At 71.5% G+C, this 26,312-nt stretch carries 26 protein-coding genes and 1 tRNA gene; 7 read left to right on the top strand and 20 right to left on the bottom strand.

The window, feature by feature from the left end:
- Window positions 1–135: 135 nt before the first annotated feature.
- Together EL266_RS04255 and EL266_RS04250 are read left to right on the top strand one after the other, a co-directional pair.
- On the top strand, window positions 136–1,707 hold the full coding sequence (locus EL266_RS04255; RefSeq protein ID WP_026427207.1) for an IS1634 family transposase: 1,572 nt from the start codon (window positions 136–138) through the stop codon (window positions 1,705–1,707).
- Window positions 1,708–1,951: 244 nt separating this feature from the next.
- On the top strand, window positions 1,952–2,236 hold the full coding sequence (locus tag EL266_RS04250) for a transposase (protein ID WP_026427206.1): 285 nt from the start codon (window positions 1,952–1,954) through the stop codon (window positions 2,234–2,236).
- A 127-nt stretch (window positions 2,237–2,363) separates the two neighbouring features.
- Here EL266_RS04250 and EL266_RS04245 read toward each other — a convergent pair whose 3' ends face one another.
- Together EL266_RS04245 and EL266_RS04240 are read right to left on the bottom strand one after the other, a co-directional pair.
- A complete protein-coding gene (locus tag EL266_RS04245; RefSeq protein ID WP_051281269.1) occupies window positions 2,364–2,966 on the bottom strand; it encodes a hypothetical protein in 603 nt (200 codons plus the stop codon).
- Window positions 2,967–3,331: 365 nt separating this feature from the next.
- On the bottom strand, window positions 3,332–3,916 hold the full coding sequence (locus EL266_RS04240; protein ID WP_126412154.1) for a DUF6318 family protein: 585 nt from the start codon (window positions 3,914–3,916) through the stop codon (window positions 3,332–3,334).
- A 556-nt stretch (window positions 3,917–4,472) separates the two neighbouring features.
- On the opposite strand from EL266_RS04240, the gene EL266_RS04235 reads away from it, so the two are divergent.
- Window positions 4,473–4,772 carry a WXG100 family type VII secretion target gene (locus EL266_RS04235; protein ID WP_026426940.1) on the top strand — a complete coding sequence of 100 codons (300 nt, stop codon included), beginning with the start codon at window positions 4,473–4,475 and terminating at the stop codon, window positions 4,770–4,772.
- Window positions 4,773–4,945: 173 nt separating this feature from the next.
- Here the strand turns inward: EL266_RS04235 and groL are convergent, their stop codons facing one another.
- The 3 genes from groL to EL266_RS04220 form a co-directional block, all read right to left on the bottom strand.
- The gene (groL, locus tag EL266_RS04230; RefSeq protein ID WP_026426941.1) at window positions 4,946–6,565 is read right to left on the bottom strand and encodes a chaperonin GroEL; all 1,620 of its coding nucleotides are present in this window, start codon (window positions 6,563–6,565) and stop codon (window positions 4,946–4,948) included.
- A 449-nt stretch (window positions 6,566–7,014) separates the two neighbouring features.
- Complete coding sequence (locus EL266_RS04225; protein ID WP_026426942.1) at window positions 7,015–7,857, bottom strand: serine hydrolase domain-containing protein; 843 nt, start codon at window positions 7,855–7,857, stop codon at window positions 7,015–7,017.
- Window positions 7,858–7,902: 45 nt separating this feature from the next.
- Complete coding sequence (locus EL266_RS04220) at window positions 7,903–8,703, bottom strand: nitroreductase family protein (RefSeq protein ID WP_051281142.1); 801 nt, start codon at window positions 8,701–8,703, stop codon at window positions 7,903–7,905.
- A 73-nt stretch (window positions 8,704–8,776) separates the two neighbouring features.
- Here EL266_RS04220 and EL266_RS04215 point away from each other — a divergent pair, with 73 nt between their 5' ends.
- The gene (locus tag EL266_RS04215; protein WP_034514874.1) at window positions 8,777–9,544 is read left to right on the top strand and encodes a 3'-5' exonuclease; all 768 of its coding nucleotides are present in this window, start codon (window positions 8,777–8,779) and stop codon (window positions 9,542–9,544) included.
- A gap of 45 nt (window positions 9,545–9,589) precedes the next feature.
- Here the strand turns inward: EL266_RS04215 and EL266_RS04210 are convergent, their stop codons facing one another.
- Genes EL266_RS04210 through EL266_RS04200 form a run of 3 tightly spaced genes read right to left on the bottom strand, consistent with a single transcriptional unit; the run spans window position 9,590 to window position 11,928 of the window.
- The gene (locus EL266_RS04210) at window positions 9,590–10,711 is read right to left on the bottom strand and encodes a hypothetical protein (protein ID WP_026426944.1); all 1,122 of its coding nucleotides are present in this window, start codon (window positions 10,709–10,711) and stop codon (window positions 9,590–9,592) included.
- Window positions 10,708–11,352 (bottom strand): dCTP deaminase, encoded by a 645-nt coding sequence (dcd, locus tag EL266_RS04205; RefSeq protein ID WP_034514875.1) that lies wholly within the window; start codon window positions 11,350–11,352, stop codon window positions 10,708–10,710. The genes EL266_RS04210 and dcd overlap by 4 nt, the downstream gene beginning before the upstream one ends.
- 48 nt (window positions 11,353–11,400) lie before the next feature.
- Window positions 11,401–11,928, bottom strand: a complete 528-nt coding sequence (locus EL266_RS04200) for a TM2 domain-containing protein (protein ID WP_197719272.1) — start codon at window positions 11,926–11,928, stop codon at window positions 11,401–11,403.
- Between the two features lie 160 nt (window positions 11,929–12,088).
- On the opposite strand from EL266_RS04200, the gene EL266_RS04195 reads away from it, so the two are divergent.
- Window positions 12,089–12,159, top strand: a tRNA-Gly gene (locus tag EL266_RS04195).
- Between the two features lie 105 nt (window positions 12,160–12,264).
- Here the strand turns inward: EL266_RS04195 and EL266_RS04190 are convergent.
- Together EL266_RS04190 and EL266_RS04185 are read right to left on the bottom strand one after the other, a co-directional pair.
- Entirely contained in the window at window positions 12,265–13,506 is a 1,242-nt protein-coding gene (locus tag EL266_RS04190; protein ID WP_026426947.1) for a sugar ABC transporter substrate-binding protein, read from the bottom strand.
- A gap of 331 nt (window positions 13,507–13,837) precedes the next feature.
- Window positions 13,838–14,539: a M50 family metallopeptidase gene (locus EL266_RS04185; RefSeq protein ID WP_026426948.1), complete on the bottom strand. Its 702-nt coding sequence runs from the start codon at window positions 14,537–14,539 to the stop codon at window positions 13,838–13,840.
- A 141-nt stretch (window positions 14,540–14,680) separates the two neighbouring features.
- Between EL266_RS04185 and EL266_RS04180 the strand changes: the two genes are divergently transcribed.
- Both EL266_RS04180 and EL266_RS04175 read left to right on the top strand, forming a co-directional pair.
- Window positions 14,681–15,217 (top strand): NUDIX domain-containing protein, encoded by a 537-nt coding sequence (locus tag EL266_RS04180; protein ID WP_051281143.1) that lies wholly within the window; start codon window positions 14,681–14,683, stop codon window positions 15,215–15,217.
- A gap of 42 nt (window positions 15,218–15,259) precedes the next feature.
- Complete coding sequence (locus tag EL266_RS04175) at window positions 15,260–15,967, top strand: TetR/AcrR family transcriptional regulator (RefSeq protein ID WP_026426949.1); 708 nt, start codon at window positions 15,260–15,262, stop codon at window positions 15,965–15,967.
- 30 nt (window positions 15,968–15,997) lie between these two features.
- On the opposite strand, the gene EL266_RS04170 is transcribed toward EL266_RS04175, so the two are convergent.
- The 10 genes from EL266_RS04170 to EL266_RS04125 all read right to left on the bottom strand — a co-directional run bounded on the left by EL266_RS04170 (window position 15,998) and on the right by EL266_RS04125 (window position 26,179).
- The gene (locus EL266_RS04170; protein ID WP_051281144.1) at window positions 15,998–16,960 is read right to left on the bottom strand and encodes a tetratricopeptide repeat protein; all 963 of its coding nucleotides are present in this window, start codon (window positions 16,958–16,960) and stop codon (window positions 15,998–16,000) included.
- A complete protein-coding gene (locus tag EL266_RS04165; RefSeq protein WP_026426950.1) occupies window positions 16,957–18,039 on the bottom strand; it encodes a VWA domain-containing protein in 1,083 nt (360 codons plus the stop codon). The genes EL266_RS04170 and EL266_RS04165 overlap by 4 nt, the downstream gene beginning before the upstream one ends.
- Entirely contained in the window at window positions 18,036–19,097 is a 1,062-nt protein-coding gene (locus tag EL266_RS04160) for a vWA domain-containing protein (RefSeq protein ID WP_026426951.1), read from the bottom strand. Before EL266_RS04160 ends, EL266_RS04165 begins: the two co-directional genes overlap by 4 nt.
- Window positions 19,091–19,612: a hypothetical protein gene (locus EL266_RS04155; RefSeq protein WP_026426952.1), complete on the bottom strand. Its 522-nt coding sequence runs from the start codon at window positions 19,610–19,612 to the stop codon at window positions 19,091–19,093. Before EL266_RS04155 ends, EL266_RS04160 begins: the two co-directional genes overlap by 7 nt.
- Before the next feature lie 2 nt (window positions 19,613–19,614).
- A complete protein-coding gene (locus EL266_RS04150) occupies window positions 19,615–20,631 on the bottom strand; it encodes a DUF58 domain-containing protein (RefSeq protein ID WP_026426953.1) in 1,017 nt (338 codons plus the stop codon).
- Window positions 20,632–20,689: 58 nt separating this feature from the next.
- The gene (locus tag EL266_RS04145; RefSeq protein WP_026426954.1) at window positions 20,690–22,051 is read right to left on the bottom strand and encodes an AAA family ATPase; all 1,362 of its coding nucleotides are present in this window, start codon (window positions 22,049–22,051) and stop codon (window positions 20,690–20,692) included.
- Between the two features lie 198 nt (window positions 22,052–22,249).
- Entirely contained in the window at window positions 22,250–23,179 is a 930-nt protein-coding gene (locus EL266_RS04140; RefSeq protein WP_126412152.1) for an LmeA family phospholipid-binding protein, read from the bottom strand.
- On the bottom strand, window positions 23,176–23,994 hold the full coding sequence (locus EL266_RS04135; protein WP_026426956.1) for an FHA domain-containing protein: 819 nt from the start codon (window positions 23,992–23,994) through the stop codon (window positions 23,176–23,178). Before EL266_RS04135 ends, EL266_RS04140 begins: the two co-directional genes overlap by 4 nt.
- 71 nt (window positions 23,995–24,065) lie before the next feature.
- Window positions 24,066–25,400, bottom strand: coding sequence for an FHA domain-containing protein (locus tag EL266_RS04130; RefSeq protein WP_026426957.1), 1,335 nt, complete (start codon window positions 25,398–25,400; stop codon window positions 24,066–24,068).
- A complete protein-coding gene (locus EL266_RS04125; RefSeq protein ID WP_026426958.1) occupies window positions 25,397–26,179 on the bottom strand; it encodes a PP2C family protein-serine/threonine phosphatase in 783 nt (260 codons plus the stop codon). The genes EL266_RS04130 and EL266_RS04125 overlap by 4 nt, the downstream gene beginning before the upstream one ends.
- Window positions 26,180–26,312 lie beyond the last annotated feature (133 nt).

The raw sequence follows: 26,312 nt of genomic DNA, 5'->3' as shown, positions 1-26,312 counted from the left end.
CACGGGGGTGGGCACAGGGGTGTTTGACGCCTGACTCCTGACGGGGTGTGGGGGTGGTTGGGGTTTTTCGTTGGTATGGCGGGGTGGGGGTGGTGGTTGTGGGGCACTAATGGGTGGCCGGTAGAGTGATGGGGTGTGAGCCCGTATATCCGCAGAGTGCGTACCGCTTCTGGCGCTACGGCGGTGCAGATCGCCGTGAAGGAGCGCGGGACGCGCCGGATTGTGGAGCACCTGGGCTCAGCCCACACTGAGGCGGAGTTGGCGGCCCTGGTTCAGGCGGGCAGGGAGAAGATACAGGCCGGGCAGGGCGTGCTGGACCTGGCCGGTCTTGCCCCTCAGTCCGCTTCCGCAGTCGCCTCGGCGGTGGTGGAGTCCAAGCGGTGTGCTCTGTTGTGGGATGTGCTGACGGGCGCCTATGAGGCCCTGGGGCTGGGTGAGGCCACGGGCGGGGACCAGGCCTTCAAGCAGATGGTGCTGGCCCGCCTGATCGAGCCCACCAGCAAGGAGCAGGTCCCCGTGGTGCTCGGCGAGCTCGGAGTTGACGCCGTCACTGCGCGCTCCTTGTTCCGCTGCCTGGCCCGTTGCACCAGCAACGACTACCGGTCCCGCATCCAGGGCGCCTGCCTGTCACATGTGATCACGGGCGGGGACCTCAGCTTGTGCCTGTATGACGTGACAACCCTGTACTTCGAGACCGACAACGAGGACGGGCTGCGCAAGGTCGGCTACTCCAAGGAGCGCAGGGTGGATCCACAGGTCATCGTGGGCCTGCTGGTGGATCGGGCGGGCTTCCCCCTGCGGATCGGTTGTTGGGAGGGCAACAGGGCCGAGACGTCCACCCTGATCCCCATGATCGAGGGCTTCCGGAAAAACGCGGGTATTGAGCACCTGGTGATCGTGGCGGACGCCGGCATGCTCTCGGCGGCCAACCTTGAAGCGCTCGATCAGGCGGGTATGGGGTTCATCGTCGGCTCGCGGATGGCCAAGGCGCCGGTGGACTTGGCCGCGCACTTCCGCTGGCATGGGGACGCCCTGGTCGACGGGCAGGTGATCGACACCATCACCCCGCGCCACGGCGCTACCAGTGGGGAACGCGACCAGTCCGTTCGGGATGAGCCGGTCTGGGACCCCCAGAGTCACCCGGGGTCGTGGCGGGCGATCTGGGCCTACAGCGCCAGGCGGTTCGCCAGGGACAACAAGACCCTGACCGCTCAGGAGAACCGGGCGCGGGCGGTGGTCGCCGGCGACAAGCGCCCCAAGGCCACCAGGTTCGTCACCGTCCGTAAGGGCGACCAGGTCCTGGACGACAAGGCTCTGGCCCGCGCTAAGCGGCTCGCGGGACTCAAGGGCTACGTGAGCAATATCCCCGCCAGTATCATGCAGGCCGGTGAGGTGATCGACTCCTACCACGAGCTGTGGCACGTGGAGCAGTCCTTCCGCATGTCCAAGCACGACCTGCGGGCACGGCCTGTCTTCCACCACACCCGTGACGCGATCGAGGCCCACCTGACAGTGGTGATGGCCGCCCTGGCGGTAGCCCGCCACCTACAAAACGCCACCGGGATGAGCATCAAACGACTCGTGCGCGAGCTGCGACCACTCCAAGAAGTCACCATCAGCGTCAACGGGCACCAAATCACCGCCCAACCCCAGATCACCCAGACCGCACAACAAATCCTCAACAACCTGAACGCCGCAGGGCACTAAACCGTCAGGAGTCAGGTATCGAGGCTGGCGGGTGGCCGGCGCTGGATCGCCTCAACGACGTGGGTTCGCGTCGCAGACGTGAGTTCGCGTCATCCCACGGGGGTGGGCACAGGGGTGTTTGACGCACAGTCACGTTGGTGGCGCAAAGGCACGTCTGCGGCGTTCCGGGGTGGGCATGGGTGGGGTGAGTGGCGCTTCTCGGACAGGGGATTTTCGTCTTCCTTTGATTCGATAGGATGGGACCATGGCAAGGGCGAAGTACTCGGATGAGTTCAAGGAGCAGGTGGTGCGCGAGGTGATCGAGAAGGATCGCACGATCGCGTCGGTGGCCGCTTCCTACGAGTTGGTGCCCCAGACGGTGGGCAACTGGGTCGCGAAGCACAGGAAGGAGCACGGCAGCGCTAAGGAAAGAGAAGCGGTTGCTGAGGCCGAGGAGGTAGCCCGCATGAAGAAACAGGTCCGCGAGCTGCAGCAGGAGAACGAGTTCTTGAAAAAAGCAGCAGCCTTCTTCGCGAAGAACGACCAGTGAGGCGGCGCATGGGGTCTCGGTAGGTTTGCGGTGGGCGTGTCTCCGCATCGGGTGAGTCCAGGTGGTGGCGAGCCGCTTGCGGGTCTGGGAGTCCAGGTCGGATGGGTGGGGGTGTGCTGTGCTGGGCTCAATGCTCTCGTTGTTCTTCGGCGTCGTCGGTGAGGTAGGTGATGGTGCGCACGACGTCGTAGGCGGTGGTGGTCTCGGTGGTGGTCAGGGTCCCGGGGATGGGGCGCCAGGCGCTGGTCCCGGCGGGCTGGTAGCGGGCCCTCCAGGTCGTGGTCAGCGTGGTGTGGATCTGGGTATGCGTGGTGGTGTAGTCATGCCACACGGTGTGATCGGGCCAGGCCGCCCCCGGATCAGTGGTCGACAGATACACCCCGTCCCCGAAGTCCCACAGGTAGGAGATCGGCGTGGTCTCGATGGTCACCGCCCGACCCAGGATCTGGGCGGTATAGGTGCGGGTCGCGGAACTGGTGTAGACGATGAAGGGCTTGGTCGACAGCACCTGGGGGCCCGGGGGCTGGCGGGTGATGCCCGACCCGCTCAGGGACAGGGCCGCCAGATCATGAACACTGACCACCACGCGCCCACCCCCACCCGGGGCAGCCGGGGCCGGGGCCGGGGCAGGGGCCGGGCCGGTGGCACGGGCCAGCAGCTCACCGAGCCTGCACGCATCAGCGCCCGCGCCCCTGTCATCACAGGAGGACTGCTGAGTCTCCACCACCACAGCCCCACCATCCGACTCCCCCGACCCCGACGGAACCGAAGGAGCCGAAGCAGCAGGCTCCTCATACACCACCGACTCCTCACCAGTGATGACGACATTGTCGCCGCTTCCAAAACCATCGACGACACTGGATTCATTTGCTTGCGCTGGCGCATTCGCCGCAGTATGAATAAGAATTGCGAGGAGAATCGAGAGTGTTAGCGCGCGAAAATAGTTGCCCCGCGATGAGAGCATGATCGTTCGCTTCTTAAACGACCTCTCGCAAGGCCGATGATTGTCTGCACTTCTGGCGCAAAGACAAGTTTCACGCCCACGGTATCGGCGATTCATGTTATTGCTCGTTCCGCAAATCTCGTCGTGCTGCATCAAGAGTGCTCACCTTCACCAACAACCCACCGCTTACCGTTCCATCGAAGCGCTAATTTTAGCGTCGTTTCGGAACTAGCGTCGTGTGTCGTCTGACCACCGGTCCCATCATGCCTGACCGCCTCGCTTTGCGCCAGCTTCAGCTCGACCGAGGCATAGTCATAACCCTCATTCTGCTCGTAGATAGTGGTTTCGGTGATGGTGAGATCCCAAGGATCCATCCACCCCCCAGAATCATGCAGATTGGTGAAGTCATCGATGACGGACTTGCAGAATTCGCAGCGTTCTTCGCTCATGGCTTTCCACTCGGTCAGGTCGCCGGTGGCGGAGGCGTAGGGCAGCAGCGAAGCGAAGTACTCGGCGGCGGCGCCTCGGCCCTCGGGGGTGTTGTAGGTCGCCAACTCGGGCATCACCGGCGCCGCAGTGGCCAAAGCCTCCTGCTTAAGACCCCACTCCTCCACACTCAGCCCCTCAGCAGCAGCACTGGCACTGACCACCGCCGCAGCACTGGCCGCAGCACTCGCACTGGCACTGGCCGCCGCAGACCGCTGCGCATCCCACGTCGCCTGCTGACTGGCCATCATCTCCGCATGCGAGGCCCCACCCGAGCACCCCGACACCACCAGCACCAAGGCAACCACGGCCACAGCACCCGCCAGGCCCGGCACATGCCCCCGACCAGCACCGCGCTCGCCAGGGCGACCAGCACACGCACCAACAACCGACCCAGCAACCCGCACACCCATGAGCGGCCACCCTCCACGCGATCCGAACCAGCACGGGCCTCACCCTCGAGACCAACACCAACACTACCCAAACCACCCCCACCAACGTCAAGACCCAAACCCAACTCTAGGGACTTAACCGACTCACATCCCCAGAGACCCAGCCCCGGGGCTCCCAATCCGGGGCACCGTCCCAGGAGGATGACACCCGCCCAGACCCACACCCCAGGACTCCCAGGTCTTCCTCGCCAGACCCCGTGGCGCCCCGGGCACCACAGGCCCCCTGCTGCGGGCGCTGTCCACAGGCCTCGCGGCCGCCGAGGCGAGAGCCCTGGACTCGGCCCTACCGTGGTGGGTACGGAACCCGCTCCTGGCGAGGCCCGGAATCGAGGCCCGCCCATACGAAAGGACAGCCATGCCCTCCTTCGCCGTTGACACCACCGCCGTCTCCGACACCGCCGTGCGCGCCCGCACCCGGATCGCCACGATCCAGACCGAGGTCGATGGCATGCAGAGCGACATCACCTTCCTCCAGGGCTCCTGGACCGGATCGGCCTCCGACTCCATGGCGGTATGCGCCTCGGACTGGCGCCTCACCCAGCTCCAGGTCCAGGCCAATCTCGACCAGATCAGTCTGGCCCTGGACCAGGCGGCGCTGACCTATGACGAGACCGAGACCACCAACGCCGGCCGGTTCACCCAGTCCCGCGCCTGAGGGGCAACAGCCCCGCAGCGCCCGATCACGGGATACCGTCGAAACCCAATCCCGCGTCCGGCAGACCAACTGCGAGCACCCTGCCCACCGCGCCGCGAGCATGACGGCGGGCCGCCCCTGTCATCAGGAGCGGCCCGCCGCGGTTGGGCTCGATGCCCGAGCTGATCAGCGGATCAGTACATGCCGCCCATCTCGTCGCCACCGCCGGCCGGGGCGGCCGGGGGCTCCGGCTTGTCCGCCACGACGGCCTCGGTGGTCAGGAACAGGCCGGCGATGGAGCCGGCGTTCTGCAGCGCGGAGCGGGTCACCTTGACCGGGTCGGCGATGCCGGCGGCCAGCAGGTTGACGTAGTCACCGGTGGCGGCATTGAGGCCCTCGCCGGTGGGCAGGTTGCGCACGCGGTCCACCACGACGCCGCCCTCGAAGCCGGCGTTGACGGCGATCTGCTTGAGCGGGGCCTCGACGGCGACCTTGACGATCGCGGCGCCAGTGGCCTCGTCGCCCTCCAGGTTGAGGGACTCCAGGGCCTCGGCGGCCTGGATGAGGGCGACGCCACCACCGGCGACGATGCCCTCCTCGACGGCGGCCTTGGCGTTGCGCACGGCGTCCTCGATGCGGTGCTTGCGCTCCTTGAGCTCGACCTCGGTGGCGGCGCCGGACTTCAGGACGGCAACGCCACCGGCCAGCTTGGCCAGGCGCTCGGAGAGCTTCTCGCGGTCGTAGTCGGAGTCGGAGTTCTCGATCTCCAGGCGGATCTGGGCGGTGCGGGCCTCGATGGCCTCCTTGTCCCCAGCGCCCTCGACGATCGTGGTGTCATCCTTGGTGACGACCACCTTGCGGGCCTGGCCCAGGTCCTCGATGGTGGCGTTCTCCAGCTTCAGACCCACGGTCTCGGAGATGACGGTGCCGCCGGTGAGGATCGCCATGTCCTGCAGCATCGCCTTGCGGCGGTCACCGAAGCCGGGGGCCTTGACGGCCACGGACTTGAAGGTGCCGCGGATGCGGTTGACCACGAGGGTGGCCAGGGCCTCGGCCTCGACGTCCTCGGCGATGATGGCCAGCGGCTTGCCGGCCTGCATGACCTTCTCCAGCAGGGGCAGCAGGTCCTTGACGTTGGAGATCTTGGACTCCACCAGCAGGACGTAGGCGTCCTCCAGGACCGCCTCCTGGCGGTCGGCGTCGGTGACGAAGTAGGGGGAGATGAAGCCCTTGTCGAAGCGCATGCCCTCGGTGACCTCGAGCTCCAGGCCGAAGGTGTTGGACTCCTCAACGGTGACAACGCCCTCGTGGCCGACCTTCTCCAGGGCCTCGGCGATGAACTGGCCGATCTGCTCGTCGGCGGCGGAGATCGAGGCGGTGGCCGCGATCTCGTCCTTGGTCTCGACGTCCTTGGCGTCGGTCAGCAGGCGCTCGACGATGGCGTTCACGGCCTTGTCGATGCCGCGGCGCACGGCGATCGGGTTGGCCCCGGCGGCCACGTTGCGCAGGCCCTCGCGCACGAGCGCCTGGGCGAGCACGGTGGCGGTGGTGGTGCCGTCACCAGCGACGTCGTCGGTCTTCTTGGCGACCTCCTTGACCAGCTCGGCGCCGATCTTCTCGTAGGGGTCCTCCAGCTCGATCTCCTTGGCGATGGTCACGCCGTCGTTGGTGATCGTCGGGGCGCCCCACTTCTTGTCCAGGACGACGTTGCGGCCCTTGGGGCCCAGGGTGACCTTGACGGTGTCGGCGAGGGTGTTCAGGCCGCGCTCCATGCCGCGGCGTGCCTCCTCCTCGAAGGCAATGATCTTGGACATTGAGTCTCCTCCACGAAGTGGTGGGTGGCCGGTTCGTGCCCGCGACGGACGGATCGGCGCCGGGCGTTCACGTCACGCCCCGCTCCGGCCCTCACGTCCCAGCCGGGTCTGTTGTCACTCGAAGGCTCCGAGTGCTAACCGCAATGCTGGCACTCTCGGGCGTCGAGTGCAAGACGCCTGCCGGCGGGGTCGGACGGAATCCTCCGACGGCGAAGCCTCGGCCCCGATGATGCTGGTCACGGGCCCGTCCACTGCCACCGTCACCTCGGTGACCGGCCGGCCCGACGACGTGCCTTTGCCTATCGGACGAGGGTTCGCGTCATCCGACTGGGGTTAGCACAGGGGTGATTGACGCAAAGGCTCGTCGTCGACGCACGCGCACGCCCACGAGCGCGGGCGCGCCCCACCGGCCCGCCCCACCGGGGCGCGCCGTTGGCCCGGCGGGGCGCTCACAGGGCGAGGATCTGGTCGCTGAGGGCCGGCCAGTGCTCCTTGTGCACCGCCCCGAAGGGCCGCTCGCCGAGGAACACCGCCTGACGCCCGGCCTGCGGGTCCACCCACAGGAAGGAGCCCGACTGGCCGAAGTGCCCGAAGGTCGCGGGGCTGTTGCGCGTCCCGGTCCAGTGCGGCGCCTTGGTCCCGCGCACCTCCACCCCCAGGCCGAAGCCATTGGGGGCCTGCCTGCCGTATCCCGGCAGGATCCCCTCCAGGTCGGGCAGAACGGGGGCGCAGGCCCGGGCAGCCAGCGCCGGGGAGACCAGGCGGGGCGCCGCCAGCTCGCGGGCGAGAACCGCCATGTCCCCGGCACTGCCCAGGCCCGAGTGGGCCGGGGAGCCGGGGATGAGGACGCTGGCCATCCCCAGGGGCTCCAGGACCGCGGTCTCCACCCAGGTCTCCAGGGGCATGCCCGTGGCCTCCTCCAGGCGCCGCCCCAGCACCTCGATGCCCCGGTTGGAGTAGATGCGGCGCGCGCCCGGCTCGGCCAGCTGCGCGTCGGAGTCGAAGGCGATGCCCGAGGCGTGGGCGAGCAGGTGGCGGACCGTGGCGCCCCGGGGCGCCGGCTCCCCAGCCTCATCATCAAGGCCCAGCAGGCCCCGCTCGACGGCGACCAGCGCCGCCCAGGCCACGATCGGCTTGGTCACCGAGGCCAGGGGGAAGACCTCGTCGACGCGCCCGGCCTCCCCCAGCACCGCCCCGCCGGAGGTGACCACGAGCGCGAGGGGGAAGTCGAAGGCCGCCAGCGCGGGCAGGCCGGACAGGTCCGCGGGCGCACCGGCTCCCGATGACTCCATTGCCGCCATTGTCCCCATTGTCCCCATGCTCATCACCGCCGCCCCTCAGTGCAGGGCCAGGCGCTGCTCGCGCAGGATCTCCAGGGTCGGCGCCGTGGCGGCCGCCCCCACTCCGAGGTTGCGGGCGATCAGCGTGGAGAAGGAGTCCAGGCGCGCATTGGCGTCCCGCAGGTCGTAGTACTCCTGGACGGTGGTGTCGTAGGCGGCGAGCGCCTCCTCCTGGGCCTCCAGGCGCGGGTAGGCGTCCACGCCGGTGGTGATCCGGCGGGGCAGGCGCGGCTTGTACTGGGGGGTCTGCTCGGCGCGGCCCACGATGAGGCCCACCAGCGGGAAGGTCCGCTCGGGCAGCCCCAGGGCGCGGATGACGGCGCGCGCATCGCCCTGGATCGAGCCCAGGTAGACCGTGCCCAGTCCCAGGGACTCGGCGGCCACCACCATGTTCTGCGCGGCGATGACCGTGTCCTCCAGTCCCTGGAGGAAGACGCTCATGCGCTCCAGGGGCTCCAGCGATGCCCCGGCGCGCTGGCGGATCACCGCGTTGCGGTGCAGATCCACCACGAAGACGAACAGCTCCCCGCGGCTGCCTCCCACATAGGGCTGGCGGGAGGCGCCGTGAACGGCCTCGCGGATCGCCGGGTCCTGGACGCGGATGATCGTGGTCTGCTGCAGGAAGGAGGAGGTGGCCCCGTGCCGGGCGGCATCCAGGAGGGTGGTCACGGTGGGCTCGTCGAGGCCTCCCTCGGCGAAGGCCCGGATGGTGCGGTGCGCCATGAGGGCGGCGATGGTCTCATTGCTCACGGGCGTGTCCTGGGGCGCGGCCAATGCCGCGCTGGGGGCGTCAGTCATGTCTCCTCCTGGAACGGGTGCCCCGATCCTACGGGCGCCGCCGGGGAAGAGGGCCGGGGTTAGGCTCGTGGCGATGCCCTTCTACCACCGCCCTCCCGCCGACCGCGCCCCGCTGCGCCCCGTCCAGGCCCCGGCACCGGCCCCCTCGGCGCCCTCGGCGCAGGCGCAGTGGCAGGCGCGCCACGTGGGATACGCCGTGGTGGACCTGGAGACCACGGGACTGTCCCCCACCACGGACTTCATCCTGGAGATCGGCCTGGTCCTGGCCGACTGCGCGGGCCGAGTGGAGTCCAGCTGGTCCACGCTCATCGATCCGGGCCGGGGCGTGGATGTGGGCCCCACTCGCATCCATGGGCTCATGGCCGAGGACCTGGCCGGGGCGCCCGCCCTCGACGAGGTCGCCGACCTGCTGGTCTCCCAGCTCGCCGGCCGGGCCGTGGTGGCGCACAACGCGCGCTTCGACGTCGGCTTCCTCACCCACGCCCTGGGGCTTCGCGGCCTGCTGGACCGCGGGGCCCGCGTGCCCCGGGTGTGCACCATGGAGTGGTCCCGGCACTTCATGACCACGCCCTCGCGCCGCCTGACCGCCTGCTGCCAGGCGGCCGGAGTGAGCATCGATCAGCACCACTCGGCCCTCGACGACGCCCTGGCCGCCGCGGGCCTGCTGCGCCACTACCTGGCCGTGGGGGCACGGCGGGGCGAGGAGCCGGCCTGGTCCCACGCCATGGAGCAGGCGGCGGTCTTCTCCGGCTGGCACTGGGACCCCTCCCGGGCTCGGGCCGCCCGGCCCCGCCTGCTCGCCCGACGGCGCCCCGGCGCCCTGCGCGACCCCGAGCGCTGAGCCGGCGCGCCCGGCTCCGGCCCCGGGGCCGGAGCACCAGCAGGACTACTGGCCGGGGTCCAGGGAGACCAGGAAGCCGTCGTCATCCACGGCGACGCCGGTCACCGCCCCCACCAGGATGGTGGCCAGCTCCTCGATGAGGTCGCGGGCGGTCTGGCGCTCCCTGCGCCGCGAGCGCGAGACGACCTCCTCGTAGGCGTCGGCCTGGTCCAGGGGCTTCCAGCGCAGGTCGTAGGACAGCACGGCGCCGCGCGCCCAGCTCTCCCCGCGCACGGCCAGGGGCAGGCCGTCGGTGGCCCCCACCTGGACCTCGATGCTGCCCCAGCCCTCGCGCTCGCCGTCCACCGGGGCGATGACGGCGTAGCCGTCGAGCTCATCCTCGATCACGCCCCCGCTGGCGGCGGCGCGGGCCTCCTCCCACTCGGTGCGCGAGCGCACCTCCTTCGAGGCGTGCCAGGCCTTCTCAAAGACCTCGGCGCCGATGGTCTCCACGAGGCGCTCGAGCTTGTCGGGGTCCACGGCATCCAGGCCGATGGCCTTGGGGGGCTCGACGGCGTGCAGGGCCGGGCGCATCCCGGGGGCCCGCTGGCCCAGCAGGGCCGCCAGGTCCTCCGGCCCGATCCACACCGGGCCGTAGACGGTCAGGGAGGCCGAGACCTCCGGGCTGGGCTCGATGAGCACGGGGTCGGCGCCGTCGGGTGCGCCGGGGATGAGGCGCAGCGCCCCGGCCAGGCGCCGGGCGATGGCGCGCATCCGGGTCAGCGCCACCAGCTCGGCTCCCGTGGGCTGGGCCAGGGGGAAGGCGTCCGCCAGGGGGTCCTTGCCCGCCAGCGCGGGGGGCAGGGCGCCGGCGCGCACGCGGGGGCAGTCCAGGACCATGAGCTGGCTGGTCCACTCCGGGGCGCCCAGGAGTGAGCGCATCTGCGCATCGACATCCCAGGGGCCCTGGAGGTAGGCCCCCGGGAAGAGCTGGAGGCTGGAGACTCCCACCCAGCCGGCCTGAATGTCCTGGGACAGGGCCAGGGCCTCGACCTCGTCGGCGGTGACGTCGTCGGCCAGCAGGAGGAGGTGGTGGGTGTCCAGCTTGCCCACGGGCAGCATGGAGCCCGCTGAGAAGGTCCCGGTGTCGGTGGGAAGGGCGGCTGCCAGATCGGTGGACTCGCTCATGCGTTCTCCTCGCTCGTGGTGGGGGGCTGGGCGCCGGTGGAGTGCTCGGCGGCCGGGGAGGCATCTGGGATGCGGATGCGGTGGAAGGACAGGTGGGAGCGCGAGGCCGTGGGGCCGCGCTGGCCCTGGTAGCGCGAGCCCGAGGCCCCCGATCCGTAGGGGGCGGCCGCCGGGCTGGACAGGCGGAAGAAGCACAGCTGCCCGATCTTCATCCCCGGCCACAGCATGATGGGCATGGTCGCCGTGTTGGACAGCTCCAGGGTGACGTGCCCGGTGAACCCGGGGTCGATGAATCCGGCGGTGGAGTGGGTCAGCAGCCCCAGGCGCCCCAGGCTCGACTTGCCCTCCAGGCGGGCGGCGACGTCGTCGGGCAGGGTCAGGCCCTCATAGGTCGCGCCCAGGACGAACTCGCCGGGGTGGAGCACGAAGGGCTCCTCGGGGCCCACATCCACCAGGTGGGTCAGGTCCTCCTGGGCGGCCGAGGGGTCGATCACCGGGTAGCGGTGGTTGTCGAAGAGGCGGAACCAGCGGTCCAGGCGCACGTCGATGGAGGCGGGCTGGATCATCGCGGGGTCGTAGGGGTCCAGGACCACGCGACCCGCCTCGAGCTCGGCGCGGATATCACGGTCGGAGAGCAGCACGGGGCAGATTGTGCCAGGTGCGCGCCGGCACCGAGCACCCCCCGGATCTCAGTCCCGCAGCGGAAGGCCCTGGGCGTCCACGCCCCACGGGGACTCGCCCGGCTGGGCGCACAGGATGAGGATGCCCTCCACCAGGCCCCACACGCTGGAGACGATCGCACCGAAACCGCAGGTCAGCAGGGTGATGAGCAGCTGGGCCACGGCCTTGCCGGTGTAGCCCAGGTAGAAGTTGTGGATGCCGAAGCCGCCCAGGAAGATGCCGAGCACGCCGGCGGCGACCTTGGACTTGTAGGCGTAGGAGGGCTGCCCATAGCCGTAGGCGGCCTGCGGGGCGGCCTGATACCCGGCCTGGTACCCCGACTGGTATCCGGCCTCCTGGTAGCCGTAGCCGGCCTGGGCGGCGTAGTCGCCCTGCGGGTAGGCGCCGGAGGCCGGGCTGGTGTAGCCGCCCTGCGGGTAGGCGCCGGAGGCCGGGCTGGTGTAGCCGCCCTGCGGGGAGGGCTGCGCCGCATCGGGGCCTGACTGCGGGGGCTGCTGCGCGGACTGGGGATCGGAAGGACCAACGGGACTGACCATGTTGCGAATCATGTCAGATCCGGGGAGTCGATGATGAGGCCGTCCGAGCATCGAGGCGTCGTCATCGTCACGTCCGGCCCTGCTGGCGGCATCGATTTGCGAGCGCGGGGCATGAGTGGGGTATGCTGCTCCAGCGCCTCCGCCGAACGACGGAGGCCGCGCGGGTGTAGTTCAATGGTAGAACTTCAGCTTCCCAAGCTGACAGCGCGGGTTCGATTCCCGTCACCCGCTCCGCAAGCGCTGAAGGGCCGGCCCACCGGGGCCGGCCCTTCAGCGTCTCATTCACAGTCTCGTTCACCTATTCACCGGCGCGCCGTGCGCCCACTGCGCGCCCACTCAGGCGCTGGCGGCCTCCAGGTCCACCTGGGTCGCGCTGAGGATCGCCTGGGGGTCGGCCTCGGCCAGGCCGGTGAGCTGGTCGTCCAGGGAGGCGATCGCATCGGAGGAGCCCGCCAGCACCGGCATGCCGACGGCGTACTCGGCCCCCGTCGCGAAGGCCTTGAGCTCGGGGTGCTCACCGGTCCAGGTCTGCGTGGCCGACGTCGAGGCGGGGATCGTGCCCGCGGCCGACGCCAGGGCGAGCTGGCGCTCGGCGGCGCTGAGGTAGGAGATCAGGGAGATGGCCTCCTTCTTGCGCGGGCTGGACTCGGCCACCGCGTAGTAGCGGGCGAACAGCAGGGTGCCCTTGCCGACGGGCCCCTGGGGCAGCTCGACGACGATATGGGCGAGGTCCGGGTGATCGGCGGCCAGGGTGGCGGCGAACTCGGTGGGCTCGATGGTCATGGCGGCCTGGCCCATGCTGAAGGCCTCCGCCCCCGAGTTGGCGTCGAGGTCCGTGGCCAGGGTGGCGCCCGAGCCCAGCAGCTCCTTGACCTCGTTGAGGCCGGCCACCGAGCCCTCCGAGGCCGCGGTGATCGCGCCCTGGGCGTCGGTCAGCCCTCCGCCGGCCTGAACCATGAAGGCCCCCAGGCGGGCGTACTGCGGGGACAGCGCCAGGCCGCTGACCTGCGCCCCGTCCTGCTCCCCGCTCAAGGCGCTCGATACGGCTCTCAGGGCCTCCCAGGTGGTGGGGTAGTCGGCCTCGGTCAGGCCCGCGGCCTGCCACATGGAGCTGTTGATGTAGAGGGCCAGGGTGGAGAAGTCGGTGGGCACGCCGTAGACGGCGCCCTCATACGTGGCGTTGGCCACCAGGGCCGGGTGGAGGTCCGTGGCGCCCTCGACCGACTCGGTGTAGGCGTTCAGGGAGCCGGCCTGGGCGTAGGCGGCCAGGAGGTCGGGAGTCAGGTGCACGACGTCGGCGCCGCCCTGCGAGGCCAGGCCGGCCGCCATCTCGCCGCGCGGGTCGCGGGTGACCTGGAGGGTCACCTGGATGCCGCTGTCCTTGGTGAAGGCCTCGACCGCCTCCTGCACGGCGGTGGACTGCGCCGAACCGGCCGGGTCGACCAGGACGGTCAGGGCGTTGTCGTCTGAGGGGGTGGCGTCCTGCTCGTCTCCGCGCAGCAGGCTGCATCCGGACACGGCGCCGCCCAGGGACGCGGCGAGGACGGACAGGCCCAGGGCCCGTCGGCTGATCAACATGGGTGCTCCTTGAGATGCTCCAGAAGGGAAGGGGGTGACAGGATGCTAGAGCACTCCCGGGCGGGTCCCCCACCCGAGTCTCACTGCGTCTCACCGGGGGCGGGGCTGGCGCTGCCCGGCCTGGGGCCCCAGCGCGGGGACACCGGGCGCGCCGGGTCCCGGGATCGAGCGAGGATCGAGACCGGATCGTGGCCTCCAGCCTCTCCCTCAGGCCCCGACCGACCCGATCGGGGCCGCCCGAGCCGGTCGGCAGGAGGAGCCGGCGGGCCCCCTCAGGGCACGAGCCGGCCGTCGTCGGGGCGCCCGGGCCCCGGAGCCTGGCCGTGGGATCTCACAGCAGGGAGCGCAGCGCCAGGAGGCTCAGGCCCGTGGCCGCCGCATCGATGAGGAACCAGGAGGCCAGCCATGCGCCCGCCGGCACTCCCGTCAGCTGGGCCAGGGTGCGGTGGTCCTGGCCGGGATCGCGCGATCCGGCGACGTCGCGCAGGGAGTCCCAGGCGCCCACGAGCAGGACCAGGCCCATGCCGGCCACCAGCCCCGCCGACCAGGGCCCGCCCCACCACCACAGGGCCGCCGTCATCGCCCCGGCGAGGACGACCAGTCCCGCCGTGCGCAGGGAGCGGGCCATGACCAGCAGGCCGACCAGCAGCACCAGGGCGACCACCAGGACGGTCCCGGCCCATCCCCCCAGGGCCGCCAGCGTGATGACGGTGCCCAGCACCGCGGGGGCCGGGTACCCCGCCCACGTGGTCAGGGCGCGCCCGATGCCGGTGGGCGGCCCGGAGGTCACGGCGTGCCCGGACAGGTCCTTGCCCACGACGAATCCATGGAAGCGCCGCCCCACCGCGATACCGATAACGGCATGCCCGGCCTCATGCACGATGGTCACCAGTGTGCGCCCCCAGCGCCTGGCCGCGGGCCAGGCCAGCGCCAGGGCCAGCACCACCAGGGCGGGCCACAGCGCCTCCAGGACGGGCGGCGCCGTCGGCAGGCTGCGGTTGAGGGCATCGTTCCAGAACTCGGTCCAATCCACCCCGGCAGTCTGCCAGGTCTACCTATGAGTCCCGCTGTGCGCCTGGTGACCGCCCGGCGCGCACCACCGGGTCGCGCGGCACTCGCCGACGGGAGCCGGGCGCGCCGGTGGCGGGGACTGGCGCCGGGTAGCCTGGCGGGCATGCCGGAGTCCCAGGCCCCGACCAGCGGGCCCGTCCATCCCCCGCCCGCCCCGCCGAGGCTGGTGGTGGCCGCCGCCATCGTCGACAGCCTGTCCCGCCCGACGGCGCTGCTGTGCGCCGCCCGCTCCTACCCACCGGCACTGGCGGGCAGATTCGAGCTGCCCGGGGGAAAGGTGGAGCCCGGCGAGGACCCCCGTGCCGCCCTGGACCGCGAGCTCGCCGAGGAGATCGAGCTGCGGGTGCGCTACGGCGAGGAGCTGGTGGCCCCGCCTCATCTGGCCGTGGCGCCACCGGGGCTCGCCCCGGCCTGGCCCATCCTGGCGGGCCTGCGGATGCGGGTGTGGCTGGCGGAGGCGGACCCCGCCGGGCAGCGGGCCAGGGCCGGCGCGGACCATGAGGAGCTGCGCTGGGCGCCCCTTGCCTCGCTGCTCGACCTGCCCTGGCTGGAGGCGGACATCCCCATCGTCGAGGCTCTCCAGGCCCATCTGGGCCTCCGCCCGGCACGGGGCCGCGAGGATCACCCGCCTCTTTCCTGACATTCCTGGAAGAGCCGTCACCTCACGGATTAGGATGACCTCATGCCGAAGATCATGGGCTCCTCCCTGGCCGAGCACCGACAGCGCACCCGCACCGCACTGTTCGAGGCGCTGTCCCAGCTCATGGCCGAGCGCGGCTTCGAGAAGATCACCCTGTCCGACGTCGCCTCCCGGGCCGGCGTGGGCCGCACCGCCGTCTACAACCACTTCGCGGACAAGGAGGACCTGCTCCTGGCCTTCATGGAGCATGAGTCCGCCAGGTACGCCGAGGAGCTCGCCCGCGCGCTGGCCGGGACCCGCGACCCGATCGACCGCCTGCGCGTCTACGTGCGCCAGCAGGCCCTCATCAAGCGCCACTACCACTTCCCCGCCTCCGGGCCCCTGGCCAATGCGGTCTCGCGGGACACGGCCGGGAGCCTGCGCGCCCACAGCGCGCTCATGGCCCAGATGCTCTCCTCGATCCTCACCGAGGCCATGGATGAGGGCCGCATCCCCCAGCAGGATCCGGCCCTGGTCATCCCGCTCATCCACGCCACCGTCCTGGGGGGCAGGCCCACGCCCAGCGAGCCCGAGGCGCGCAAGGCCTACCTGGAGTCCCTCGATGTCTTCGTGCTGCGGGCCGTGGGCGCCGCCCAGCCCGAGCACGCCGTGCCACCGATCCCCCGCCCGCATGCCGCTGAACCGGTCGAAGGCCCGGACGATGCCTCACCGGCCACCGATCGGCAGGGCGCCCCGCGGCGCGCGGGCTGAGCCGGCTGGCCTGCCCGACGGCCCGGGCGCCTACCAGGGCTTGACCCCCGAGCTGGAGTCGTCCTTGGGCTTGGTGGTGGAGGACTGCTCCTCACCGTTGCGCTCACGCAGGCGCTGGGCCCGATCATCAGGGGTCTGGGTGACCTGGGCCGAGCTGGTCTGCCCGGGCGAGGGCGTCGAGGTCTCCCCCGGGGAGGAGGACTCCTGCGGGGACGGGGACTGACTGGCGGTGGAGGACTCCTGCGGGGTCGGTGACTGGCTGGCGGGGGCAGTGGGCTCACCCGACGGCGTCTGGCTCGGATCGGGCTCGGGCTCCGGCGGCGGGCATGACTCGGCGGCCTCCTGCGCCTTGGCCACGCGGTCCTGACTGCCCTGCTCGTCTCCCGCCGCCTGAAGGACCCGCGCCTGCGCCAGATGCGACAGGGACAGGTTGTAGCGCACCCGGCACTCCGGGGACTGGGCCGGCTTGAGGCCGGTGTTGGGGTCGGTCTGGGTGGCGACCGGGACCGTGCGCAGGGCCTCCTCCAGGGATCCCTGCGCCGCCTCGGCCTGGCCCGCGGCCAGCAGGGCGGTGCCCAGGTTGTAGTGGACGCGCCACTGCTCCAGCCACGGGTTGAGGGAGGCCACGGTGCGGTAGCGCGAGGTCGCGGTGGCAAGATCGCCGCTGCCGTAGGCGCGGTTGGCCGCCATCGTCAGGCCGAAGACCAGGCTGGACCACACCACCAGCGCGGTCACGAGCAGGGCGGGCAGCGCGCCGATGAGCAGGAGCCGACGGCGACGGCGCAGGCGCTCGGCCCGACGGCGCGGATCCTCGGGGCCGGGATCCCCCGCGGCATCCATGACATCCGTGACATCCGCGGCATCCCGGGCATCCGGGGCAGTGCCGGGCGCGTCCTGCGGCAGGTCCTGGCCCTCCTGGGGGGCCTGCTCCTGGCGCGTCGGGTCCTGGGTGGCATCTGGCTGGCGCTTGCGCCTGCGCGGGCTCAGTCTCATGGCTTCCTCCCCGAGGAGATGAGCAGCCGGAGCCGGGAGTCGACGCGGATGAGCTCCATGAGCTCCCAGATCATGAGGATGGCGCCGATGAGGCCCAGGGGCCACACCACGAAGCGCCGGGCCCCGCTGGAGACGCGCCCATCGGTGAGGACCGCGTCGATGTCCAGGTCGGTGAAGGTCTTGGGATCGGCGTCGTCCTGCCCACCGGTGCGGTGGACGTAGTCCAGGCCCGTGGCCTGGGACACGGCCTTGAGGGCCTCCTCGTCGATCACCGAGACCCCCGGCTGCCCGGTGGCGCTGTCAAGGATGGGCTCGGCGCTGGTGTGCTCCCCGGTGGCCGGGGAGCCGTCGTAGCTGCGCATCTGCCCGCCCTCGGCGGTGCCGTAGCCCAGCACCGCACCGCCGTCGATCACCTCCCCCAGGGACTCCCAGCTCCAGCCCTGGGCGGAGGCCTCCTGGGCGCCCTGGCCCTCATCGGTGGCCTCGCCGTCGGACAGGATGTAGACCAGGCGGATGTTCTGGGGATCGGACTGGCGGGACTCGGCCAGCATTCGGCTCAGGGAGGGCAGGGCCAGCTCCAGGGAGGAGCCGGTCGAGCGCGCGGTGACCTCCTGGGTCAGGGTGCCGATCCAGGCGTCCACCGCGTTGATGTCCGTGCTCAGGGGAAGCTCGGTGGCGGCGGTGGAGTCCAGGGCCAGGATGGAGTAGCGGGCCGTGGGGAAGGCGGCGCGGATGGAGGCCAGGTCGGCGCGCGCCCCGTCCAGGCGGGTCGCGGTGGGGTTCTCCACGCCCTCGGGGGCGGGCCCCGCCCAGTCCTCGGCCGCCATGGAGCCGGTGCGGTCCACCAGCAGGTAGACCTCCACATTGGACACCGAGATGGACTCGCTGCTGCGCACGGAGGGCCCGGCCGCGATGGCCACGGCCACGACGGCGATGCCCGCGCGCCTCCACCAGCTGCGGCGCGCGGTGGAGTCGGCCCCGTCGCGCTGCAGGCGCAGCCAGCCCCAGGCCAGCAGCAGGACCATGGCCACGGCGATGACAACGACGAGGATGCCCGGGATGATCGGCCGGAGGGTCATGCGCGCCTCCACACTGTCAGGCCCACGTAGACCAGGGTGATGATCAGCAGCGCGATGCCCAGCCTCTCGGGGACGTCTGTGTTACGCACCTCGGTGGCGCCCCCCATCTCGGCGACCTGGGAGGCCTCGAGCTGCTCGACGATCTTCCCGCCGGTGCCCGAGCTCTCGACGTCGTAGAAGCGCCCACCCGCCTCCTCGGTCAAGGACTTCAGCTGCTCGCGGGCCTCGGGGGGCGTCAGCTCGGTCTCCCACTGGGAATCCATGTCAGGGTCGGATCCGTAGATGGAGAACAGGCGGATCTTGCGCTCCGAGAGCTGGGAGACGGCGTCGGGAAGAGCGTAGATCTGCTTGCTGTCAGGGTCGATGACCTGGTTGTCCGTGGCGTAGATGATGGAGCGGGAGCGCTCCAGGCCCTGCTGGTCGAAGGCCATGGCGCAGGAGGCCAGGCCATCGCCCGCCAGGGAGGAGGCCTGGAGCTCGACGCTGATGGTCCCGCCCAGGGCCTCGTCGTAGGCCTCCATCTCCTCATAGGTGACATTGTTGGGGTCGATGTCCAGGACCTCGGCGAGCTCGTCCATCTTCCTGCTCAGCAGGTCGTAGTCATCGGTGAGGGGGACGATGGTCTGGGCCGAGGAGTTCCAGGCCACCAGGCCCACGCGCTCCCCGTCGAAGGTGTCCACCATCTCGGAGAAGGTGTTGAGCACCGAGGAGTCGATGGTCACCATGGAGGTGGACACGTCCAGGCACAGGACGATGTCCCGGTTGGCCAGGTCCTCGTTGCGCTCGACCTCCCTGACCGGGCGACCGGCGATCCCGGCGGCCGCCACCAGCGCGCAGACGGCCATGACGGCCAGCCCCACATGCAGCCAGCGCCGACGCCGGATCCGGGCGCGCACCTGCGGCAGGGCGAGCAGGCTCATGGAGTTGGCCAGGCGGCGCGGCGCCTCCTGCCGGCCGCGGGCGGCCCGGCGGGGCTGGGGCCCCGAGCGCAGCAGGGCGACAAGAGCGCCGACGGCGGCCAGGATCAGCAGCAGGGCGGTCAGCCAGGGCATCACCATCGGTTGACCACCTCCTCGGCCCGGTCCAGGGCCTCCTGGGCGGCGGCCTCGGGCTCACGGTCGAAGGAGGGCTGCTCCCAGATCGCCAGGAGCTCGCCGACATGCCCCAGCGGGTTGTCATCCAGGGGTCGGCGCGCGCGGCGCACCTGGCTCAGGCGCTGGGTGACCGAGCTCGGCCCGGTGGTGTCGGCCATGGCCAGGATCTCGGTGACCGTGGCGGTGGTGATCTCCTGGCCGCTGCGGGCCTCGGCGAATCCGCGCATGAGGGCCGCCAGCTCCAGGTGGAGGGCCCGCAGGTCGAGCTCGCCCGACCGCCAGCGCGAGGCCACGCCCTCGATCCTGTCCGCCCATTGGCGCCGCTCGCCGGGGGCCATGGGGATGTCGCCGACCTCCGTGCTGACATCGCGGCGCGTGACCAGCAGGGTGCGCGCCAGCCAGGCCGCCACGATCATGAGGCCGACCACGGCGATCACCAGCAGCCATGCGGGCATGAGAACGGGGGGCGCCGGCTGCACGCTCATCTCCTCCCCCGCGCCACGGCGGCGCGCTCGCGCTGGAGCAGCTCGGCGATGGACTCGATGAGGGTCTCCTCGTCCCTGACGACCCCGGTCTCGAGGTGGCGGGCCTCCAGCAGGGCGGCCGCCGCATCCCGGCGCTGGCCCGCCACGGCCGCGAGCTGGGCGGTCAGAGCGACATCGGCGCGCAGGAAGGCGGGGATCTCGGCGGGGGCATCGATGTCCCAGGCGCGGCCGCCGCCGATGCGCAGGGGGTCGTCGTCCTCGATCTGGATGACGATGACCTCGTGGCGCATGGACAGCCGCCGCAGCCAGACCTCGCTGTCGGGTCCCGGCTGGGAGGTGTCGGTGATGAGAATGACCAGGCTGCGGCGCCGGTGCCAGGTGATCACTCGCTGCATGAGCATCGGCAGGCTGGAGGCCGGGGCGCCGGGGGCCAGCTCGCCGTCGGGCCCATCCAGGGCGTCGTAGGTCCGCGACAGCAGCGTCAGGAGGGTCTCGGCGTGCTTGGCCCCGGAGCGGGCCGGGCGCGAGATGGTGCGGGCCGCGTCCCCCGCGACCAGGGCCACCGAGTCTCCGCGCATGCGCGCCAGGTAGGCGAAGACCTCGGCCACCCCCACGGCCAGCTCTCGCTTGTCCTGCCCGCTGGGGGCCTGGGCGGCCATGGTCCGGCCGGTGTCCACCGCCAGGACCAGAGGCACCATGGACTCGCGCTGGTAGCGCTTGATGACGGGCTGGCCGACCCTGGCGGAGGACTTCCAGTCGATATCGGTGATGTCATCTCCGGGGCGGTAGATGGACATGTCGTCGAAGTCCTGGCCCCGCCCCACGAACACCGACTTGTGGCGCCCGTCGAGCAGGCCGGTGGCCCGCCGCAGGGTGGGCAGGGTCAGGGCCGCGCGCAGGCGCTCCATGCGGCTGCCCCGGCGCCGGGGCCGGCCCTCCTGGTGGGACTGCTCGCCGGCCCCCGCTGCCGGTGAGGCGGGGGCTGGGGGGCGCGCAGGACTCCTCGTGGTCATCTCCGGGATCACGCCTCGCAGCTCATGAGACTCATGAGGCTCATGGGAGTCATGGGAGTCATGGCGTGGGCACCGCGGCGAAGATCGCGTCAATGATCGCCTCGGGGGGCACGCCGTCGGCCAGGGCGTCGTAGGTCAGCACCAGTCGGTGGCGCAGGACGGCATGGCGCAGCAGGCGCACGTCGTCGGGGATGACATAGGTGCGCCCCTCCTGCAGGGCGATGGCCTGGGCCACCTTCATCAGGGCGATGCCGCCGCGGGGGGAGGCGCCCACGCGCACCTGCGCGTCCAGGCCGGCCACCGGACGTGGGCCGCCGCCCCGTGAGGTGTTGATGAGGGCCACGATGTAGTGCTTGATGACCGGGTCGACGTAGACGCGCTCGGCCGCGCCCTGGAGCCACTCCACGTCCTGGGTGGAGATGGGGGCCGAGGTGATGGGCCTGTCGAAGGAGCCGTTGGAGATGCGGTCCAGGACATCGGCCTCCTCGCTGGGGCGCGGGTAGGCCAGCACCTCCTTGAGCAGGAAGCGGTCCATCTGGGCCTCGGGCAGGACGTAGGTGCCCTCCTCCTCGATGGGGTTCTGGGTGGCCAGGACCATGAAGGGGTGCGGCAGGGGGTAGACGACGCCGCCGATGGAGGTCTGGCGCTCCTGCATGGCCTCCAGCATGGCCGACTGGGTCTTGGCGCTGGAGCGGTTGATCTCATCGAGCAGGACGATGTTGGCGTGCACCGGCCCCAGCTGGGTGGTCATCTCGCCGGTGGCGTAGTTGAGGATCTGGGTGCCCACGATGTCATTGGGCATGAGGTCGGGGGTGCACTGGATGCGGTGGAAGGAGCCGGAGACGGCCGAGGCCAGGGTCTGGGCGGCCGTGGTCTTGGCCAGGCCCGGCACGCTCTCGAGCAGCACATGGCCCCCGGCCATGAGGGTGGTCACCAGGGCCACGCGCAGCTGACTCTGGCCGACGACGCGCTGGGAGAAGATCTCGGCGACCCGCCGCAGCAGGGCCCCCGCCCTCTCCACATCGGCCTCCGGCCCGTCGGGGGCGCCACGACCCACTGAGGCGGCGCGGGCCTCGCGCTTGAGGGCCTCGCGCGAGGGCAGGGGGCCGGTGGTGGCGGGCTCCTCGGTGGGCGCGGCAGGGGCCGACCCGTAGCCGGACTCATCGGTGGTCCTCGGGGGCTCGGCGCTGCGCGGCGGCAGGCTCGGGGCGGGCGGCACCGCCGGCGGGGCCGAGGCCGCCGCCCGCGCCGCGGGGATCGAGGGGGGCACGGGGCCCGGGTAGCCCTCCGGGCCCCCGGTCGCGGGGCGGGCCGCGCCGGGCTGGCCGACCTGGGGCGGGTGGGCGTGGCGCCCCCCAGGCACGGGCTGACCGGGCTGACCGCCCGACATCGGTGCTCCCTGGTCGGGCTGTGTGCTCATGGCTCTCCTGGTGGTCCTGCTCGGGCGCCTCGGATCGGTCTGGACCGGGCGCGCTGGAAGGCTATACGAGGCGGGGCCGCTTGGCAGTCCCCCGCAGGCGGCCAGCGCTACCCATGGCGGCGCGCTGCCCGCGGCTTGCCTGCAATGGCGCCGAATCCCCTCATGGTGTGAGCCCTGTCCCCCGGATGGCGCCCGGGCCTACAGCCCGGACAGATCGACGCCCTTCCCCGTCAGGGTCAGCTCCAGGCCCTTCTCGGTGATCCGCGCCTGGCTGAGCGACAGGCCCTCGGGCAGGAAGCCCAGGGAGACCTCGGTGGAGTCCATGCCCAGGTAGCCCAGCCACTCCTCCTGGCCCGAGCCGACGGACACCACTCCACCGACATCAACGGATGCCAGGTCCAGCATGAGGTTGCCCTCGGGGGTCACCGAGGGGGCGACGTCGATCTGCGTGCTCACGCCGTGCACCGAGGTGTCGATGGAGATGAGCGTGAGATCCTGGTTGGCGCTGGCCGAGGTCTCCGACAGCCCGCTGCCCTGGAGCTCGACGATCTGGGCGACCTGGTTCCAGTCCAGGTGCCCCACGATCCGCACCTGGCCCACGCGGCGCGGCGAGCGCACGGCGACCTGCTTCAACGAGGCGTCCAGATCCGTGATGACCAGGCTCTGCCCGCGCAGGAGCTGCTCGGCCCCCAGGGCCGGCCCCAGATCGAGGCTGGATGCCGTGATATCCAGGCTGTCCAGGGATCCTGAGGCCAGCTGGGGCAGGACCAGGCCCTGGGTGGTGATCGAGGCATCCTGGCTCAGCCCCGGCAGGGCCTCGCGGATCGTGGTGTCCACCTTCGCGCGGGCGTAGCTCTCAGCCCAGTACGCCGCGCCGCCGAGCGCCAGAACGAGCACGAGGACCACGGCCAGGCAGCCGCAGCCGATCGCCCGTCGTCGGGATCGGGGCCTGGCGGCGCCGGAGGCGGCCTCCGGGGCGGCGCCGTCGAGCCCCACCGCACTGCCGAACTCACCGGCATCCGTGAACTCGCCGACGTCCTCGTGGTCGACGGACCACCCCGAGGAGCGGTCCTGATCGGGGGCGGATGCCGTCTTGTCGCTGCGAGCCGCGCGCCTCAATGTCCTCACGAGTCCTGCCCGCCCAGGCCGTCCTCCAGGGGAGCAGTGGTGGCCGGACTCTGCGAGGCGGCCTGGTTGATGGCGTACTCCTCGTCCAGGAGGTGCAGGTCGTCAGCGGTGACCATGAGAGTGGACACGGCGTGCTCAACCAGTGCGGTGCGCCGGTTGGAGGCGGCGCCCGCCACGCGCCCGCCGCGCAGCCCGCGCACGCCGACGCGGTCGAGCTTCTCGCAGACGTTGTCCAGCTTGCGGTTGAACTTGGTCATGGGCCATCCCAGGCGGGCGGCCGCCGAGGCGGAGGAGGGGATCTCAGCGGCCCCGGTCCCCGCCCGCTTGAGCACCGGCTCGGACAGGGCCAGGATGAGCAGCAACTGGGAGCGGGTCATGGGGGTGACCCCGATGGTGGTCTGCCCCGTGGACTGCCGGGCGCCGTCGATCCCGCTGAAGCGGTCCTCCCCGGAGGTGATGAGGTTGATCTCGTAGGTGGTGGGCCCGGCCGAGAAGGTCAGGATGACGCGGGGGAAGACCAGGGGCAGGCGCGCGCCCGGGGCCAGCCGGGACTGGACCAGCCCCTCGCCGTCGGTCAGGGTCGCCGAGAGCCGCGAGCCCTCGTTGGCGATCCACCACAGCCCCTCGGAGTGGGCGAAGACGAGGAACCTGCGGTGGAGGTAGGGGTTGTCATCGATATCGAGGTCGCCGCCGCGGCCGATGACGAAGGCCTCGCCTATGTCCACGCGGTGGACCTCGCCCGAGAAGTCCAGGACGAGCTCGTCGGGGCGGTCAGGGTCAACCTCGGGTAAATCCGTCCAAGTCAGGTCACTCATGAGATCTCCTTGTGGGTGGCAGTGATAAGCAGGCGATAAACAGGCGTTCAGCGGGTCAGCGGGTCAGCGGGTCATACAGGTGCGTCGATGCGGATGGTCACGCCGTCCCCCACGTCCAACAAGTCTCCCACGAGCAGCGGCGTGGGCATGCCCGCCGGCAGGAGGACTGCGGCATGGCCGGGTCGGGCCAGGACGGTGCCGTTGGACGATCCCAGGTCGCGCACGATGACGTTCCAGTCCACGGGGGTGAAGGCCAGGTGGGAGCGGGAGATCAGGTGGGTGGGGCTGGGCACGGGGGTCAGGACCACCAGATGGGGGTCGGCGCCGTAGGGGACCTGGGGGGCCCGGCCCAGGATGACGTCGCCGGCCAGGGGGACCTGCTCGCCGGTGGAGAGCCTCAGGGTCACCAGGACGGGGCGGGGCACCTGGCGGAAGTCGCCGGGAAGGGGCTGCCCGCAGCGCACGCAGTAGGTCAGGTCCGTGGGGTTGGCGTGCCCCTGGGGGCACATGGAGGCGGCCACGATCGGCGCGGCGCCCAGGGCGGCCAGGGCCGCCGGGACGATCTGGGTGCTCAGATCCGACTCGCTCCCCGCGGTCGACGGCGGGGGCGCGGCCGGAGGATCCGGCGGGGTGGGAGGCGAGGGGGGAAGCGGCGCCGCGGGCGGGCGGGCGGCACCCTGCGCCCGCAGGGGCACCGGGGCGGAGTTCGTGGAGGAGGCCGACGGCGCCGAGCGGGGGCTGCGGCGGCGCCGGCCCGAGCCGGGCTCGGGCTCGGGGAAGTGGTGGAAGGGGGAGGCCGGCACATCGACCGTCTCCTCCGCCCCATCGTCCTGGCCGGGCGGCGGGGGCACGTCGTCGGGATCCATCCACACCCCGGTGATGCCCAAGTCATCGGCGCCGTCGTCCTCGGCGGCATCGGGCCCCTCCAGGGAGGCGGTCTCGGGGGTGCTGGCCTCGTCGGATCGCCGCTGCGCTCGCCTGCCGGTGGCGGGCTCCACGTCTGCCGCGTCGGCGCCAGCGGCCCGGGGGGCCTGGCTGTCCCCGTACTCCCCGTGCTCCCCGCTCTCCTCCGCCGCCCCGGGCTCCGAGAGTTCCGCAGCCGGGGCGGGCTCATGCGCCCGGGCATCGGTGGCGCTGGGCTCAGCGGCGCTGGGCTCGGTGGCGCTGGACTCAGCCGCCCGGCCCTCCAGGACCTCCAGGATGCGGCGCCCCAGCGCCATGCCCTCCTCCCCCTGGGAGGCCGGCGGCAGGAGCAGGGCGACGCCGTGGGCGCCCTCGATGCGCAGTCCGCCATCGGGGGCTCGACTCAGGCCGGCGGCCAGGGCAGTGCCCGCACTGCCCTGCTCCCCCGCAGGCAGGTCAGGCGCCTGCGGGGGCCGGCTCGCCGCTCCCCGCATCGGCGTCATCGGTGCTCCGGGAGCGGGACATCAACGACCAGGGCCGTGGTGTTGTCGTGGCCTCCCTCCTCCAGGGACGCGGCCACGAGAAGCTCGGCCGTGCGCTGGGCCGGGAAGCCGGCGGCCAGGATGGTGGCCAGGGCCTCGTCGTCGAGCTCGTCGCTCAGGCCGTCGGAGCACACCAGGAGGCGATCGCCCGGCTCCACGGCCAGCGTGTACAGGTCGGGGATCGCCGTGTCGGCGATGCCGCCGCCCAGGGCGCGCGTGACCACATTGCGACGCGGATCGCGGCGGGCCTGCTGAGCCGTCAGCTCACCGGAGTCGATGAGGACCTGGACCTGGGAGTGGTCGCGGGTGATCTGGGACAGGATGTTGTATCGCAGCAGGTAGACGCGGGCGTCCCCGATGTTGAACACGAGCCAGGTGGACTGGGGGGGCTGGAGGGGGTCGGGGTCGGGCAGCTCGGCGATCACCGCGCCGGCGACGGTGGCCCCCGGGAGGAAGGCGGCATGGGAGGGGATGGAGACGATGGCGGCCTGCGCGGCGGCCACGGCGTCGACCACCTGGTCGATGGAGGTGATCGGCACGCCGACCAGGCTGTGGAGGGCCTCGATGGCGGCCCTGGAGGCGGCCTGTCCGGCGGCGTGCCCGCCCATGCCGTCCACGACGATGAAGACCGGGCTGATCGCGATGCACCCGTCCTCGTTGACCGTTCGCAGGCGGCCCACGTCTGTGGCGGCCCCCACCACCGTGGGATGGGTCATGGCCCCGGGGTACTCCCCTGCCATCTGATCGGCGCCCTGAGCCGCATCATCCTGCGCCTGACCGCCTGCGCGGTGAGCGACTCCGGCCCATGCGGCATCAGTCATCGACTCCCTTTCTGTCCATGCGGATCACGGCGTGCCCTTGCACATGACATGC

It is taken from the genome of Actinomyces slackii (genome assembly GCF_900637295.1).
Taxonomy (GTDB): Bacteria; Actinomycetota; Actinomycetes; order Actinomycetales; family Actinomycetaceae; genus Actinomyces; species Actinomyces slackii.
Note: the sequence above shows the minus strand (reverse complement) of the source record. Positions and strands in the feature narration are given on the sequence as shown.

What these genes read in the sequence shown, in the direction of transcription:
- EL266_RS04250 (WP_026427206.1), top strand. Translation starts at nt 1,952, where the DNA reads ATGGCAAGGGCGAAGTACTCGGATGAGTTCAAGGAGCAGGTGGTGCGC.
- EL266_RS04240 (WP_126412154.1), bottom strand. Translation starts at nt 3,916, where the DNA reads ATGATGGCCAGTCAGCAGGCGACGTGGGATGCGCAGCGGTCTGCGGCG.
- EL266_RS04235 (WP_026426940.1), top strand. Translation starts at nt 4,473, where the DNA reads ATGCCCTCCTTCGCCGTTGACACCACCGCCGTCTCCGACACCGCCGTG.
- groL (WP_026426941.1), bottom strand. Translation starts at nt 6,565, where the DNA reads ATGTCCAAGATCATTGCCTTCGAGGAGGAGGCACGCCGCGGCATGGAG.
- EL266_RS04225 (WP_026426942.1), bottom strand. Translation starts at nt 7,857, where the DNA reads ATGGAGTCATCGGGAGCCGGTGCGCCCGCGGACCTGTCCGGCCTGCCC.
- EL266_RS04220 (WP_051281142.1), bottom strand. Translation starts at nt 8,703, where the DNA reads ATGACTGACGCCCCCAGCGCGGCATTGGCCGCGCCCCAGGACACGCCC.
- EL266_RS04215 (WP_034514874.1), top strand. Translation starts at nt 8,777, where the DNA reads ATGCCCTTCTACCACCGCCCTCCCGCCGACCGCGCCCCGCTGCGCCCC.
- EL266_RS04210 (WP_026426944.1), bottom strand. Translation starts at nt 10,711, where the DNA reads ATGAGCGAGTCCACCGATCTGGCAGCCGCCCTTCCCACCGACACCGGG.
- EL266_RS04200 (WP_197719272.1), bottom strand. Translation starts at nt 11,928, where the DNA reads ATGGTCAGTCCCGTTGGTCCTTCCGATCCCCAGTCCGCGCAGCAGCCC.
- EL266_RS04190 (WP_026426947.1), bottom strand. Translation starts at nt 13,506, where the DNA reads ATGTTGATCAGCCGACGGGCCCTGGGCCTGTCCGTCCTCGCCGCGTCC.
- EL266_RS04180 (WP_051281143.1), top strand. Translation starts at nt 14,681, where the DNA reads ATGCCGGAGTCCCAGGCCCCGACCAGCGGGCCCGTCCATCCCCCGCCC.
- EL266_RS04175 (WP_026426949.1), top strand. Translation starts at nt 15,260, where the DNA reads ATGCCGAAGATCATGGGCTCCTCCCTGGCCGAGCACCGACAGCGCACC.
- EL266_RS04170 (WP_051281144.1), bottom strand. Translation starts at nt 16,960, where the DNA reads ATGAGACTGAGCCCGCGCAGGCGCAAGCGCCAGCCAGATGCCACCCAG.
- EL266_RS04165 (WP_026426950.1), bottom strand. Translation starts at nt 18,039, where the DNA reads ATGACCCTCCGGCCGATCATCCCGGGCATCCTCGTCGTTGTCATCGCC.
- EL266_RS04160 (WP_026426951.1), bottom strand. Translation starts at nt 19,097, where the DNA reads ATGGTGATGCCCTGGCTGACCGCCCTGCTGCTGATCCTGGCCGCCGTC.
- EL266_RS04150 (WP_026426953.1), bottom strand. Translation starts at nt 20,631, where the DNA reads ATGACCACGAGGAGTCCTGCGCGCCCCCCAGCCCCCGCCTCACCGGCA.
- EL266_RS04145 (WP_026426954.1), bottom strand. Translation starts at nt 22,051, where the DNA reads ATGAGCACACAGCCCGACCAGGGAGCACCGATGTCGGGCGGTCAGCCC.
- EL266_RS04135 (WP_026426956.1), bottom strand. Translation starts at nt 23,994, where the DNA reads ATGAGTGACCTGACTTGGACGGATTTACCCGAGGTTGACCCTGACCGC.
- EL266_RS04130 (WP_026426957.1), bottom strand. Translation starts at nt 25,400, where the DNA reads ATGACGCCGATGCGGGGAGCGGCGAGCCGGCCCCCGCAGGCGCCTGAC.
- EL266_RS04125 (WP_026426958.1), bottom strand. Translation starts at nt 26,179, where the DNA reads ATGGCAGGGGAGTACCCCGGGGCCATGACCCATCCCACGGTGGTGGGG.